At 25.3% G+C, this 15,354-nt stretch carries 16 protein-coding genes and 1 tRNA gene; 9 read left to right on the plus strand and 8 right to left on the minus strand.

Going from position 1 to position 15,354, the window contains the following annotated elements; all coding sequences use genetic code 11:
* Positions 1–83 precede the first annotated feature (83 nt).
* A complete protein-coding gene (locus tag BUA70_RS12230) occupies positions 84–386 on the minus strand; it encodes an AAA family ATPase (protein ID WP_072897696.1) in 303 nt (100 codons plus the stop codon).
* A 434-nt stretch (positions 387–820) separates the two neighbouring features.
* The gene (locus BUA70_RS12235; protein WP_072897698.1) at positions 821–1,333 is read right to left on the minus strand and encodes a DUF3267 domain-containing protein; all 513 of its coding nucleotides are present in this window, start codon (positions 1,331–1,333) and stop codon (positions 821–823) included.
* 163 nt (positions 1,334–1,496) lie between these two features.
* On the opposite strand from BUA70_RS12235, the gene BUA70_RS12240 reads away from it, so the two are divergent.
* Entirely contained in the window at positions 1,497–1,778 is a 282-nt protein-coding gene (locus BUA70_RS12240) for a hypothetical protein (protein ID WP_072897700.1), read from the plus strand.
* A 59-nt stretch (positions 1,779–1,837) separates the two neighbouring features.
* Here BUA70_RS12240 and BUA70_RS12245 read toward each other — a convergent pair whose 3' ends face one another.
* Both BUA70_RS12245 and BUA70_RS12250 read right to left on the minus strand, forming a co-directional pair.
* Entirely contained in the window at positions 1,838–2,059 is a 222-nt protein-coding gene (locus tag BUA70_RS12245) for a DUF2922 domain-containing protein (RefSeq protein ID WP_072897702.1), read from the minus strand.
* A gap of 32 nt (positions 2,060–2,091) precedes the next feature.
* Complete coding sequence (locus BUA70_RS12250; protein ID WP_072897704.1) at positions 2,092–2,319, minus strand: DUF1659 domain-containing protein; 228 nt, start codon at positions 2,317–2,319, stop codon at positions 2,092–2,094.
* A 175-nt stretch (positions 2,320–2,494) separates the two neighbouring features.
* Here BUA70_RS12250 and BUA70_RS12255 point away from each other — a divergent pair, with 175 nt between their 5' ends.
* The 3 genes from BUA70_RS12255 to BUA70_RS12265 all read left to right on the plus strand — a co-directional run bounded on the left by BUA70_RS12255 (position 2,495) and on the right by BUA70_RS12265 (position 4,576).
* Entirely contained in the window at positions 2,495–3,019 is a 525-nt protein-coding gene (locus BUA70_RS12255; protein WP_278337213.1) for a sigma-70 family RNA polymerase sigma factor, read from the plus strand.
* Between the two features lie 355 nt (positions 3,020–3,374).
* A complete protein-coding gene (locus BUA70_RS12260; protein ID WP_072897708.1) occupies positions 3,375–3,539 on the plus strand; it encodes a YvrJ family protein in 165 nt (54 codons plus the stop codon).
* 104 nt (positions 3,540–3,643) lie between these two features.
* Entirely contained in the window at positions 3,644–4,576 is a 933-nt protein-coding gene (locus BUA70_RS12265; protein ID WP_072897710.1) for an N-acetylmuramoyl-L-alanine amidase, read from the plus strand.
* Between the two features lie 71 nt (positions 4,577–4,647).
* Here the strand turns inward: BUA70_RS12265 and BUA70_RS12270 are convergent, their stop codons facing one another.
* The gene (locus BUA70_RS12270) at positions 4,648–5,970 is read right to left on the minus strand and encodes a Sau3AI family type II restriction endonuclease (protein WP_072897713.1); all 1,323 of its coding nucleotides are present in this window, start codon (positions 5,968–5,970) and stop codon (positions 4,648–4,650) included.
* A 212-nt stretch (positions 5,971–6,182) separates the two neighbouring features.
* On the opposite strand from BUA70_RS12270, the gene BUA70_RS12275 reads away from it, so the two are divergent.
* Positions 6,183–7,436: a DNA cytosine methyltransferase gene (locus BUA70_RS12275; protein WP_072897716.1), complete on the plus strand. Its 1,254-nt coding sequence runs from the start codon at positions 6,183–6,185 to the stop codon at positions 7,434–7,436.
* A 68-nt stretch (positions 7,437–7,504) separates the two neighbouring features.
* Here the strand turns inward: BUA70_RS12275 and BUA70_RS13250 are convergent, their stop codons facing one another.
* From BUA70_RS13250 to BUA70_RS12290, 3 genes are all read right to left on the minus strand, one after another.
* Entirely contained in the window at positions 7,505–8,236 is a 732-nt protein-coding gene (locus BUA70_RS13250) for a PDDEXK family nuclease (protein ID WP_242977326.1), read from the minus strand.
* Between the two features lie 137 nt (positions 8,237–8,373).
* Positions 8,374–8,688 (minus strand): hypothetical protein, encoded by a 315-nt coding sequence (locus tag BUA70_RS13255; protein WP_072897720.1) that lies wholly within the window; start codon positions 8,686–8,688, stop codon positions 8,374–8,376.
* A gap of 1,565 nt (positions 8,689–10,253) precedes the next feature.
* Positions 10,254–10,340, minus strand: a tRNA-Leu gene (locus BUA70_RS12290).
* A gap of 830 nt (positions 10,341–11,170) precedes the next feature.
* Here BUA70_RS12290 and BUA70_RS12295 point away from each other — a divergent pair.
* The 4 genes from BUA70_RS12295 to BUA70_RS12310 all read left to right on the plus strand — a co-directional run bounded on the left by BUA70_RS12295 (position 11,171) and on the right by BUA70_RS12310 (position 15,234).
* A complete protein-coding gene (locus BUA70_RS12295) occupies positions 11,171–11,863 on the plus strand; it encodes an iron-sulfur cluster assembly scaffold protein (protein ID WP_072897721.1) in 693 nt (230 codons plus the stop codon).
* A 40-nt stretch (positions 11,864–11,903) separates the two neighbouring features.
* On the plus strand, positions 11,904–12,905 hold the full coding sequence (locus tag BUA70_RS12300; protein WP_072897722.1) for a GGGtGRT protein: 1,002 nt from the start codon (positions 11,904–11,906) through the stop codon (positions 12,903–12,905).
* 690 nt (positions 12,906–13,595) lie between these two features.
* Entirely contained in the window at positions 13,596–14,015 is a 420-nt protein-coding gene (locus BUA70_RS12305) for a GreA/GreB family elongation factor (protein WP_072897723.1), read from the plus strand.
* A 148-nt stretch (positions 14,016–14,163) separates the two neighbouring features.
* A complete protein-coding gene (locus tag BUA70_RS12310) occupies positions 14,164–15,234 on the plus strand; it encodes an HRDC domain-containing protein (RefSeq protein ID WP_072897724.1) in 1,071 nt (356 codons plus the stop codon).
* The last annotated feature ends 120 nt before the right edge of the window (positions 15,235–15,354 follow it).

Consider the following 15,354-nt stretch of genomic DNA (forward strand, 5'->3'; position numbering starts at 1 on the left):
TATTTAAATATATTGAAGGTTGGTATAACAGAAAAAGGATACACTCTTCTATTAATTACATGACTCCAGATCAATGTGAATTATTAGCTAGAAGTGCAGCATGAAAAAGTTTGACTTTTTGTGTCCAAAATATTGACATAAGACCATATGTTATTTATTTTTACTGTTATACTGATTTCTGTAGCTTTTGTAAATATATTATAATCAGAATTTGTTAATTCTAAATCTTTTTCACTTAAACTTTTATCAAAAAGTAATCTTAAAGCATATATTAGATTTGTTTTTCCAACATCATTAGCACCAATAATTAATGTTTTATCTGAAAAATTTATGGTTTCATTATCATAATTTCTAAAACCTATTATTTTTATCCAATCAATTTTCATATATATAATCCTTTCATTTTTAAGTATTTAATATAAAATACTCCTTAATAAATATTACCATGTTTTTTTATTAATGACAAATAGTGCAAATAACACAATTTTAGTAAAGTTTAAATATTGAAAATTTATATTAAATAAGTAAAAGAGATTCATTTATTTATATGAAAAAGATATGTTTTTTAATAAATGAATTAAGTTAGTGAAGTAGCCATTAAAAAACAACCCATTGGTATGGGTTATTTTTATTTTAAATTAGTATTTTAAAATTTAAAATGTAAAAATAAACTCATACCAAGTTAATAAATAATAAGTAAAAAATAATAAGTAATAATTAACTATTAATAAGTAATAATTAACAAATAATAAAGTAAAAATAATAAAACATACTTATTTAAAAATAAAGGATGTTTTATTATTAGCTGAAAAAGCTGAATTTATATTATAACTTTATAACCATAACTTTTATCAATTATTAAGCTGTGTGAAGGATATTTTAATAATTCTAATGCCATATAAATATCTCCTAAAGAGCCTATTAAGTTTAATAAGAAAACTATATGACCCAGCCATGTTGAAAGCAATAGTGATAAAAATGATATTATGATTAATGGACTTAAAAGAACTATTGAAAATTTTATTAATGTTATAGGTTTTCCAGAACATTCAAATGTTGCAGCGAATATAAATTTAAAATAGTATTTTACTTTACCGCCAAATAGTTTAAAGAAAAGGCCATGTATTAATTCATGAGTTGCCGTTAATGGTATCATAATTATTAATATATAAATCATAGTATTAATATAATTTATTTCTGTATAAAATATATTACTTATAGTTTCTGAAAAGTTTATTAAGGATTTAGATATAAAGTCATAGAAAACTATAGAGATAATTATTGCTATTAATAAAACTTTTATATGTAATTTATAATCTATTTTGTATTTCAATATAACACCACCTTTATATTGATAATTATTGACATATAAAATTATTGATAAACATTTGTTATAAAATATAGATAATAAATATAATTGTATTTAAGGTTACAGATAAATATAAAAACATATAAGTGTAATTGATTTCAGATTGTTTTGAAAGAAGGTTTTTTATATGGGCCAAAGTAGAGTAGTTGTTTTAAATGAAGTGAAGAAAGGTATAGAAGGTGAGTGGAATTTATGTTTTCAATATTGTAGATATGAATATGGAGATGGAACGGAACAAAAAGGATATAGATTTATTTGGCGTAGACCTAATGGAAATCTACAAGGAGCTAGAGGACAAGCTAGAATGCCTTCAGTTGCAGATATTTTAGAATTAACATCTATAGCTATAAGAGAAGGTTGGGGAAATCATAATGATGATCCTATAGGCTATGATATTAGTGAAGAATAATAAAAATAGTGTTTAATAATTATTTAAGCTTAGGTATTTAATACCTAAGCTTTTTATTTCTAAGCCATTGTGATTGAATCCACTTGCTTAGTTATGATTTCAGCTTTGACTTTTGATACAAATGATCCGCCAGAACTATAGAAAACATCTTTAGCTATTAGAAGATCCATTGTAGCGTTTATTTCATCTTGATTTAGATTATCTCTAATACCTTTTAAGCTTATAGAAACCTTCTTTCCTGCTTCATCTTTGAAGGTCATAAGCAAATATTTTTCAGTCATAGATACTACCTCCTATTAGATTTTTATTTAATTTATTCTAAATTAGTTACTAGTGAAGATTCTTCTTTTTGAATTCTAGTTAAAGTTCCCTTTAATAATCCAGAAATAGATTCTCCAGCTGCATAAAAGTCATCATCTAAAATGTCTAATCTAACATCACCAAATTTAGTTTTCTTATTTATATCTTTACCTTTGTCGTCTTGACCTAAATTAACCTCTATAGATAATTTAACCTCTGTTAATGCTGCACTTGCTGGCATAGTATCAACTCCTTTCAAGTATTTTCATATAGTATATATGATGTTTACTTAGAATTGAACTAATAAAAAAGGTGACAATTTGTCACATCTAGTTCACAGATAATAAATGTAAATATTATAATGTTAATATAGATAAAAAATTAAAATTAGGAGGTGCTTAATTATAGAAGATTTAATATTAAAAGCTAAAATTGGAGATGTAAAAGCTATAAATTTTCTTATTGAAAAGTTTAAAGGATATGTAATCAATAAAGCTATAAAATATAGAGTAAATGGATATGACTTTGAGGATTTGGTTCAGCATGGATATTTAGCGATTATTAAATCTATCAAAAAGTATAAACATAATAGCAATAGTTTTACTACTTATTGTACAAATACCATTACAAATAGCTTTAATGAGCTTTTGCGTAAGGAGATAAAACATTATCGGGAAGTACCTACAGATATAATTGATTTAGAGGAGGATTACTCCTTTAGTATTGAAGATGAAGTTATTGCATATATGCAGTTAAAAGATGTTATTTGGGCAATTAATGAATTACCAGAATATGAAAGGAATATAATTAATAATATTTATATAGATGATAAATCAACAAAAGAAATTGAAAGTCTTTATAACATTAAATATAAAGATATACGGAATTTAAAAAGACGGGCTATAAGGAAAATAAAAAAGAGTTTAAATATTAATGAGTAGTTTTACTATAAAGGGTGGGTTGATTAGCTGAAACTTTAAAGTAAACATTTACTTAATAAACTTAAAAAAGATGATATTTAGTATGATTATAAACTTAAATATATACTAATTTTTCTTTTTTGAATTTGGTAAATAACAAAATGAATATTTGCTTTTTACCAAGAGAAAATGAAAGATTAGTATTAACATAACTTAAAGATAAAAGATAGAAAGTCTTTCTTAAATCTATAAAAATGGGTGGGAGAGTTTCATATTATAAATTAAAGTTATTATAAATAAGTTAGTTATTAAATTAATATATATCCCCGTATATTATTTAATTTCTTAATTTAGCGACAAGGGAAGGTGATATTTTATGTATGACCAGCTAGTTAGTTTAATTAGTACCGTAGGGTTCCCTATAGCAGTTAGTATATATCTTTTAATTAGAATGGAAAGTAAATTAGATGTTTTATCTAAAGAAATTTCTAGTCTTATTAATGATATAGCAGTCGCTATAAAACAACAAAGAGAAGAATAGGGTTTAATCCTTATTCTTCTTTTTTGAATAAAAAATAAATTCTTGAGACTTTATTGTTGTAGACAATATAACTAAATTTATATATTTATTAATTAGGAGGTAATATGGTAAAGATTAATGAAAGTAATTTAAAGTGGAATGGAGTATTAAAGTTTGGAAATAAACCTAATAAAATAATATTTCATCATGCAGAAGCAGAGAAGTGTAGTGTTTATGATATTCATAAATGGCATATAAATAGAGGGTGGATAGGTATTGGATATCATTATTTAATTAGAAAAGATGGATCTATTTGGAGGGGTAGGCCAGAGACTGCTATAGGTTCACATTGTCTTAATTATAATAGTTCTAGTATAGGAATCTGCTTTGAAGGTTCATTTATAAGAGAAAGAATGAATAAAATTCAATTTGATTCTGGAATGGATCTTTTAAATGATTTAAGAAGAAGATTTGGCAATGTACCTCTTCAAATTCATAAGGAATTAAATGCAACTAATTGTCCTGGAGATTATTTTCCTATAGGAGATTTTAGAAATGGAAGTTTTAATGATAATAATTTAGATTATTCAAAGGAAGAGGATAAATATAGTCCACAGGAATATTTAAATAATTTTACTTATCCCAATAATGCACAGATAGTTGGGGATTGGTTTTATGTTAGAGATAAAGAAGGTTCTGTTATAAGTGGAAGAAGAGTTGATGATGGTGATAGAATAACGGTTTTAGATATAAGTTTTTCAAAGCAATTAGTATTAGTTGAGTATCCAACACCTAATGGAATAAGAAGAGGATATATTAAAAATATACCAAGGCTTATTAAATATTATTATGAGGATAAATATAAAAATGGTTCTACTATAGAAATAGTTTATTTATATAGTGATTTAAATGATAGATTTGGATTATTAGAACCTTTTGAGAAGGCTACGCCTCTTTATAGAGAGAATAGTAATCTATGTATTGTTTATGATACTGATAAGGGAAAGAATAGTAAAAATGGTTTTGTAAAATATGATGGGGAGTTTTTGGAGTTTTAAGAAGAGGTTTAAAAGGACTAAATTATTTTAATATCTAGTCCTTTTAAAAATTTCTATAGTATAAAATTATATTATTTTAATTTATTATAAATAAATTCTTTTTCTAGCATGAAACACACTTTTGTTGTATCTTTTTCAAAAAAGTTATCATAAGCATTATCACCTTTTTTCCCTTTAGGAGCAATAACTAAAGGATTGTCTAATTTATCTTCTGTACTATGTTTAGGATAAGGCAATATGCTTATATCATTATTAATAATGGCTGATTGAACCATTAAATAGGATTTTTTAAAGAGTTCTAAATCCTTATCAGAGAAAGTAATTTTTTTAATTCCTTTTAAAATCCTATCTCCATTTTTCTTACCTTTTCCATCATAGCATATTAATATTATAGTAACCTCTTCAAAATAATTTGCCCAATCTGAATCTTCCCAAGAGGAAGTAAATTCTGAAAGTATTAAATTTCTAAAGGATAATCTTTCAATTGGATTATAATTTTCATCAACAGGAATATTTTTTATTATATAAGTAGTTTTATTAAATAGTTCATGCTTTTCTTTTAAATCTGAATCTTTTCCTATAAGCTTATCAGAAATCATTTTATTAAAATTTTTAGGAATTATTGAAGGAATATCAAAACCTAATTTACTCCAAATTTGTTTTTGAGTTAATCTGAAATAAGAAGATAATTTAGATGTTAGATATTCTTCTATCGTATTGAATTCAGTAGATTTTTTAGTTAAACCATAACTTCTTAAAACACCAGTCATATAAGAATTTTTTAAAGAAAAAGCTCTTGGCTTTGCAGGAATATTTGAATTAGGTTGAGAAACTCTATCAGTACCTTTAGCTCCTTTAGTGCATGCACCTAAGTAAGAAGTATCTCCTTCAGATAACAAATGAGCTTCACCGTCTACTACTTTTTTCTTTATTATATAAAAATCATTTCTGAAAACATCTTCATCAATAGACATATCATATAATTGGAAGTCTCTTATTATAAAATCTGCATAAGTTTTATTTTTATCATATTCATACCATATTATTAATAATTTTTTGTTTTTAAAAAGTAACTTACTAAATTCAAAATTTTCATTAACTATATTATTATAGTCTATTTTACTTAGAACTAATCTTTCTTTAGCTTTTAAAGTATGATTTTTATTTTCTTGCAACCCAGCTACTTTTAATTCTATGCCTAAATTTTCAAAATCTGCTGAGGGATTATTGTTTAAAGGATAATTATAAAAGCCTGTTTCAACAATTTTTCCTAATATTCCTTTATCTTTACTCTTTTTACTTAATAAATCTAGCTTGTCCAATTCTTTAAAAGTTTTATTTCTTATATTTTTAGTATAATCGAGAAGTTCTTTTTCAGTATTAAAAATATTCATTAATTCATCTCCTAAAGTAAAAAAAATATATGGAATTATATTCTTATAAAGTAATATTAATATAAATTATCTAAGAAATACAGTCATTTGTATTAAAGATTATAAAATTAATAAATAATATAAAAATAATTTGTATTATGAAAAAAAGTTTAATATAATGATTAAATGAAATAATGTTGATTTTAAGTTAGCAAATAAGGAGAGGTGTAATAATGCCATTAGATAAAACAGTAGTAGAATTATTTGCTGGTGTTGGTGGATTTCATTTAGGATTAAGTAAATCTTCTGATGATTGGAATGTTCTATTAGCTAATCAATGGGAGCCAAGCAGAACGAAACAAGATGCCTTTGAATGTTATGTAAGTCATTTTCCTAATACTAAAGCTTTAAATATAGATATTGCTGAAATAAATAATAATCCAGATATATATAAAATACCTAATCATTCATTATTAGTTGGTGGTTTTCCATGTCAAGATTATTCTGTTGCTAGTACAGGAGCTAAAGGAATACAAGGGAAAAAAGGTGTACTATGGTGGGAAATTGAGAAGATAGTGGAAAGAAAAAGAGCACCTTTTATTTTATTAGAGAATGTAGATAGATTATTAAAATCTCCAACTAAACAAAGAGGAAGAGATTTTGGTATAATTTTAACTTGTCTTAGAGATTTAGGATATAATGTTGAATGGCGAGTTATAAATGCAGCAGATTATGGATTTCCACAAAAAAGAAGAAGAGTATTTATTTTTGCTTATCATAATACTACAGAGTATTTTAAATCTGTAAGAAATTTTATTAAGGAAAATAATATTAAAAATTATTTTGAAGAAAATAGTTTCTTTAGTAGTGCATTCAATATAGAAGGAATAGTAGCTGAATCAAATTGCGTTTTAGATAAAAATATATTAGATATATCTAATGAGTTTTCATTTCCTTTTTTAGAATCAGGTATTTTAAATGGTAATGAATTATGCACTTATAAGGTAATACCTAAAGTTATTAAGCCTGTAACATTAGGTGAAATATTAGAACATAATGTTGATGAAAGTTTTTATTTAGGTGATGATTTAGATAAATGGAAATATATGAAGGGAGCTAAAGCAGAACCTAGAAAGAGTAAAGATGGACATGAATATATGTATAGAGAAGGGGCATTAGCTTTCCCAGATAATTTAGATGTTCCATCTAGAACAATGCTTACAAGTGAATCTAGTAAAAATAGAAGTACACATGTTGTAAGAGATCCTATAACAAGTAAACTTAGAATTTTAACACCAATTGAATGTGAAAGATTAAATGGATTTGACGATAATTGGACTAATACTGGAATGACTCAAAGATTTAGATATTTCTGTATGGGAAATGCTTTGGTTGTAGGATTAATTGAAAGAATGGGAAAAAGATTAAATTATATTTTTGAGAATGAAAAAACTATAATTTCTGAGGTTGATGTAGAGAATGAATAAATAAAAAACACTATTGCTATATAAATTGATTATTGCAATAGTGTTTTTTTTATTTAAGAGTAAAATCGTTAAGAAATACATTTAAGTTCTAATAATTTAGTTTCTCTATTAAATGTATATTTAATTAATTTTAAGTTTGTCCAAATGGATGATGTTATGGGATGAGATTTTGTAATAAAATTTCTTTTAGCTAATTTATTTTTTTCTTCAATTATAGATTTATCAAATTCATTTGCAATAAGAAAGGCATTAATCATTGAATAATCACCAAAAGAATATTGTTGGTTTATCCAATCAACATATTTTAATGTTTGTTCAATATCTTGTATTTTAGCAGCACCTTTCTTAAGTTCTATTACTAAATATTTAGAAATTGTACCATAAAAATTAGGAATATATTTATACCCAAATATATCCATTTTATCCATATAATCAATTGGTTTAAATGGAGATGCGATAACTTGATGTGATATATAATCACAACAATCCAATATATCTATTGTATTTTTAACCTTATTAGATATTTGGCAAATAACAGCAGCTTCTATAGCCATTTCATGATAAATAATATTTTTATTAGATGAATAATATAAAATTTTTTTTGTATCAAGAATATAATTTTTATTCAATTTATTTTTAATATTATTATGATATGTTGAATCAAAACTAAAAAATATATCAGTATTATCAGCATTATCACTAAGAAAATTTTCATTACGTTTTAAAATAATATCTTTAAGAGCTTTATTTTCTTCATCATCAATTTTAAGAAAGGATATTTTCCAAAAAGCTCTAAGCATTTTAAATTTACATGGATTAGATAATAAAATATCATCTATATCAATTCCATTTTTAAAAAAGAAAGGACTAGGCTTAAATATACAAATCCATCTATTGTTAGGACTATTTTCACCAAAATCTATAAGTAAATGCTTTTTTATATTTTTATATTTTTATATTTTACAATTGATGGTTCATCTGCATTAGGATAGTTATTAAATTTACAATCATTATATATATTTTTTAATACTCCTATACCATATATTTTTCGTTTAATAAAAAAATATATATTATCACCAGCCTTCATGCTTGAATAATCAGCTAAAGTACCTTCTTGAGATACACCCCAGTAATATGAATTTTTAGAACCTTTATGTATCTTTGCTTCTTTTAAAGTAGTAGAATAAACTCCTTTATTTATGAAATCAGTTAATGAATTAATATTATTAAGAGACATTATGTAACCAGCCATAGATATATACCTCCTATACTTTTTATATAGAAATAATCTATTTTTATTATAAAATGATTAACATTATGAATATATTATATATATAAATATTATAAAAATAGTCAAAGGAAGTTTTGGACCAGCATACATTCTGCTATAAAAGGTCAAAGCCAAAGAAGAAGCAGAAAATAAGCAGTTCCAAAAACATTAATCCGCTAAGGCGTAACGGGCAAATTAAACTTTATAAAATTAAAACAATAAATATAATGAAATAAAAATAATAAAAGTAAACTAAGAATATTATTTAAACGGAAGTTCAATTTGCCCTGGTACCAAAAAGGAAAGTTTGTACAAGCATCTATTTGCCTGAAGCTAGGGTAAATTCTCTAAAGAGCAAACAAAAGCTTGTCCAAACTAAAAAAAGAAAAAGACAAGCTTTAGATTTTAATTCTAATTTTTATTCATAAACTTTAGATTATAAAAATAATATACTATGAAAATATATATCATAAAATAGTTTTACAATGATATATATCATTTATATATAGTACATTATAGAGAATAATTACATTTTTTCTCTTTATAAATTAGGCACTAATCCTGCCACCCAAAAAGAGGACAGGCTTCTCCCTAGCACTTCTAAGCGCCTAAAAGTCTCTTCGGCAAGCTCCGAGCCTTTTATTCACTAAGAATTGCACGGTTTTAGCTAGTCCCTTGTTTGGGTCCCGGCAGAGTGCGTGGTGGTGGACATGCTCCCAGTATAAATAGTCAAGTACAAGCATTAAAAAGACTTGTCCTTATCTATTTAACTGCAAGGCAAGTCCACCACTTTTTGTATTCCTATGGGGTCTTTTTAGCGGAGATATGGGGTCATTTGGCTTGTCCTATTAGATAACAAATGTATTTTGGAGTTATCTAATAGGACAAGCCTTTTAGGTATTCCTAATAGGTCCTTTCTAGGGAAGAGCTGCGAGGTCTTTTATTATATATAAACTTTAAATAATGAAAAACTAAAAGATATTGTGGAACTTGCCCCAACAGAGTGGACAAGCGGAGGGCTAGTCCACCTTCCACAAGCCCACCGCTTGTCTAAGGTTGGGGCATAATGTGAAATAACTAAAATAAAACTTAAATTATATATATAAATTTAAAAAAGGATAATAACTGAAATATCATTATAGAAATAGAAAAAGAATTGGTATAGAGATTCATTAAGAATGATTTAATTATAAAAATAAGTAATTTATTAAAATAATAGGGGGTTACTAGGCAAAAACAGTAGATTTTTATGAATAAAACTAATTATTATTAAATCTTATAAATATTACTGAAACAATAATTAAAAATTCACTAAGAAAAAATCAACAGTCCTTTCCTAGTTCAAAAAATAAACAAAAAATTAGTATGATTTTAATTATAAATATTTATACATTTTATTAAAAAAAGATAAAAAACACGAACATTAAAGACTTTTAGTTCCGATATGGAAAAATAGGAAAAAATAATTCGGAGGGCAAATGGAGGGCAAAAGGGTAAAAAAAGAGCTTTGGATATAAATTCCAAAGCTCTAAAACCTAGTGTTTATCTGGTGCCGAAGGCGGGACTTGAACCCGCACGAGTGTGAACCCGACGGATTTTGAGTCCGTTGCGTCTGCCAATTCCACCACTCCGGCTTAACACAAAATATTTTATCATATATAACTTTAAAGTGCAAGAAATTTTTAGTTTATAGGGAATAATAGAAGAGTATTATATTAAAACTTTATAAATTTAAAATAACGATGTAAAAATAATAATATTAGTCTTATATTATTATTTTTATTGAGATTAGTATTATATAATTGATTTCGATAATATAAAATATATAGTAAAAAACTGGTGTTAAAAAATTAATATTATATAATTGATTTTAATTGTTGATCTAAAAAACTATGAGTTTAGATTTTAAATCTTTATTCATAGTTTTTTATATTTGTAAAATACATATATCTTAAATTATTATTTTTAGTATTTATTAATTCATATATAAATTTATAAGAATATAATAATAAAATTTGAGCTTTTATTTTGAACTTTATCTTTATATAGTATTTAGCTATAAAGAAATTCCTTATAAAAAATAACTTCTTATTAATACATATTATTAATAAGGAAGATTTCAAATTAAAGATATAAAGTTGATTTTAAATGTGATAAAAATGCTTTAGCAATAAATCTTAAATAATTGAGATAATAGATATTGTTTTCAATAAATTGTAATTTTAATAATAAAAATTTATTTCATAAAAAGAAAATATAAACGTTTACTGAAATATTTTGTATAAAATCGTAGAAAATTTTTAGAAAGATATTGTTACAATGGTTATGATTTGTTAGAATAAAAGTGTTAGTTAAAAACTAACCCAGTGGGAACAAAAATAACCCAGTTGATAATTATCTATGATCTAATAAATTTTATTTAATAGGTTGTGATTAATTAATATTAGGGAGGAGAAAAAAGTATATGATGTATTCAAGAGAAGTTGAAGAAATGTGTGTAGTTGCCAAAGGTCCAAATCACGGTCCAGCTCCAATTCCTGTAGAAGGAAAATGGGTTCAATCAAAAGAAGTAAAGGATATTTCAGGCTTAACTCATGGTATAGGTTGGTGTGCGCCACAACAAGGAGCTTGTAAATTAACTTTAAATGTTAAAGACGGTATAATAGAGGAAGCTTTAGTTGAGACTATCGGATGTTCTGGTATGACTCACTCAGCTGCTATGGCTTCAGAAATATTACCAGGAAAGACTATATTAGAAGCTTTAAACACAGATTTAGTTTGTGATGCTATAAATACAGCAATGAGAGAATTATTCCTTCAAATAGTATATGGAAGAACTCAAACTGCTTTCTCAGAAGGTGGACTTCCAATAGGTGCAGGTCTAGAAGACTTAGGAAAGGGATTAAGAAGCCAAGTTGGTACTATGTATGGAACTTTAGCTAAAGGTCCTAGATACTTAGAAATGGCTGAAGGATATGTTACTGAAGTTGGTTTAGATGCTGATGATCAAATCATAGGATACAAGTTCGTTCACCTAGGTAAGATGATGGAAATGATCACTAAGGGAATGGATGCTGCAGAAGCTTTAGAAAAAGCTGTTGGTCAATACGGAAGATTTGATGAAGCTGTTAAAAAGATCAACCCAAGACACGAATAATCCCAATTGCATATAAAAAATATTTGAGGAGGATTTTAAGATGCCATTATTTGAAAGTTATGAAAGAAGAATAAAGCAAATAGAAGTTGTACTTAATAAGTACGGAATTAAGTCATTAGAAGAAGCTAAGGCAATTTGCGATGAGAAGGGTGTAGACGCTTATAAAATAGTTAAGGAAACTCAACCTATCGCTTTTGAAAATGCTGGATGGGCATACACTTTAGGTGCTGCTATAGCTATAAAGAAAGGATGCACAAAAGCTGCTGAAGCTGCTGAAGCAATCGGAGAAGGATTACAAGCTTTCTGTATCCCTGGATCAGTTGCTGATGATAGAAAAGTTGGTTTAGGACACGGAAACTTAGGAGCTATGCTTTTAAGAGAAGAAACTAAATGTTTCGCATTCTTAGCAGGACACGAAAGTTTCGCTGCTGCCGAAGGTGCTATAAAGATAGCTGAAAAAGCTAACAGAGTAAGAAAAGAGCCATTAAGAGTTATACTTAACGGTCTTGGAAAAGATGCTGCAATGATCATATCAAGAATCAATGGATTTACTTATGTTCAAACTAAATTTGACTATTTCACTGGAAAATTAGAAATAGTTAAAGAAACTCCATACTCAAATGGACCAAGAGCTAAGGTTAAATGCTATGGTTCAGATGACGTAAGAGAAGGTGTTGCTATAATGCATCATGAAGGAGTTGACGTATCAATCACTGGTAACTCAACTAACCCAACAAGATTCCAACATCCAGTTGCTGGTACTTATAAGAAAGAATGTGTTGAACAAGGTAAGAAATACTTCTCAGTTGCATCAGGTGGTGGTACTGGAAGAACTCTTCACCCAGACAACATGGCAGCAGGTCCAGCTTCATACGGTATGACTGATACTATGGGAAGAATGCACTCAGATGCACAATTCGCAGGATCATCATCAGTTCCAGCTCACGTTGAAATGATGGGTCTTATCGGAATGGGTAACAACCCAATGGTAGGTGCTACTGTTGCAGTTGCAGTTTCTGTTGAAGAAGGAATGAATAAATAATTTTATAATTATTTAATATGATAAAGTTGTGTGATAATGAAGGAGAAATCCTTTGTTATTACACAACTTTTTTTATATAGATTTTTAATATATAAAAACAAAACTTAAATAATAATAATTTCCCACACAATTAAGTATATAAATATTATTTCAATTATTACTATAAAAATAATCATATATAGTTTGTTTTAAAATTATTTTAACTTTAACAGTAGATACCAATAATTTTTTTGAAATTTTATTATTATACTTGAGAATTTTATATTTATTTTTAATTATATTTGTAAGTGGATAAAACTTAATATTTATATATTATCTATAAAATAAAATTAATAATACCTCTAAAAATATAAAATTTTAAAGCATATAGTTATATAACATTAAATATAAAAGAAGTTATAAAAACATATAATATAATAATTATTTTAAATAAATCTATTTATTAATTTATAACTGTAGAGATAATAACTTTAGCTAATTACAGAGTAATTAAGTGTATAAATTAATAAAAGATGCTAATTTATTTGATTTATATTTAAGTTTAGGGGGATATAGGGTATGGGAATTAGAGAAATGCAAGGTACTCCTGCTCATATAGAGTATATTGGTCCTAAAGGAGGAAAAAGAAGAAGTAATTGTGTGTATTATAAATAAGGACTATGTCGTTGTGAAAAATCACAGATATTTTTATTGAAGTGTGTAGGAATATTATTATGTAATTATTACGATGATTCCTCTGAAACAAAAATATTATTAGAAAATAAAAGAAAAAATATTATGGAAAATCTAGAATCAAGATGCAGAAGTTGTTTTGAAGATAAGAATAGGGAGAAAAGAAAAAAACAAAAAGAAACGCACATAAATAATAGAAAAAATAAAAGAAAAAATAGAAATTATCCATTATTAAATAAAATAATTACTTTAAAGTGTATAAAATTTGAAAGTATATTAGAAGTAAAAATAGTTAAGAAAAATGAAAGTAATCAATTTCAAAATTTATTCTCTGAAAAATCTAATTTTGGAAAAGCCTTTTTAAATAAAAGTATTGTAGATAAGGTTAGATTAGTTTTAGGAAATGGATATATGGAATATATAATTTTAAAAATATAATAATATACATTTAAAATAAAATAAAAAAACCCAAATAAATATAAAATAACACCAGTTATTACACGATAATTAAATAGTTAATTATAATAAGATGAATTTAGAATTATAAGTAATAATATAGACAGCAAAGACAGCAGGAGGATAACTTATGGGATTTTTTAAATCACTAATTCAGTTGTTTGGTAGTAAATCAGAAACTTTAAAAGGACCTACTTTTGTTAAAAAATTTAGTGAAAATAATAAGCAGCTTAAAGACTTAGAAAAAATTTTAAAAATTGCACCGAAGGATTTAGAAAGTAAAATAAAGCAAGAGATGAAATGTATTTCTTATGGAATAAATGGGGAGAAAAATATAGCTTATGAGCTTAAAAATAGTCATATGCCTATTTTGATTTTACATGATTTATATCTTAAATATAATGGACTTTCAGCTCAGATTGATTATGTTGTTATTGGTTCAAAGTTTATTTTAGTTATAGAATGCAAAAATATGTTTGGAGAAATAGAGATAACTAATTCTGGAGATTTTATTAGATATTTTAAGGACTTTAATGGAAAGCTTTATAAAAAAGAAGGAATATATAGTCCTATAGTTCAAAATGAGAGACATGTAGAACTTATAAAAGATATATTAAAAAAAGAAGGTCTATTAAAAAAAGATTACAATGGTTTAATAAATCATATAGTAACTATTGCTAATCCTAAAACTGTGATAAACAGTAGATTCGCTAAAAAAGAAATCAAAGATCATATAATAAAGCATGAACAGCTAATAAACAAAATGAAATCATTAAATAATAATAATAATAATAATAATAAGTGTATTTCTCAGAAAAATATGAATGAAATTGCAAAAATTTTATTAAAATATAATGGTAAATTTAATATAGATTATAAAAGAAAATATGGTCTTTCAAAGGAAACTTCTATAAATAATAAGGAAAATAAAATAACCCAAAAAGAAAAAAGAAACAATTTTAAAGTATCTAAGGATTTAGAAGACACTAAAATATATAAAGATTTAAAAGAGTATCGTCTAAATAAGAGTAAAAAAGAGGGTATACCACCTTATTGTGTATATACAAATCGTGAACTTGAAAATATAATAAATTCTATGCCTAAAACTTTAGATGAACTTAAAACTATAAATGGTTTTGGAACTGTTAAATGTGAAAAATATGGTAGAGATATTATTAAGATAGTAAAAAAGAATAGATAAAATTTATATTAAAGATTAAGAAAGTAAATTAATATAAATTAAAAAAATATAAAAAGTAAAAAACTATAAAATAAAGATTTCAAAGAATCTTTATTTTATAGTTTTTTTATTTATATGATA

The organism is Clostridium fallax (assembly GCF_900129365.1).
Taxonomy (GTDB): domain Bacteria; phylum Bacillota; class Clostridia; order Clostridiales; family Clostridiaceae; genus Clostridium_AH; species Clostridium_AH fallax.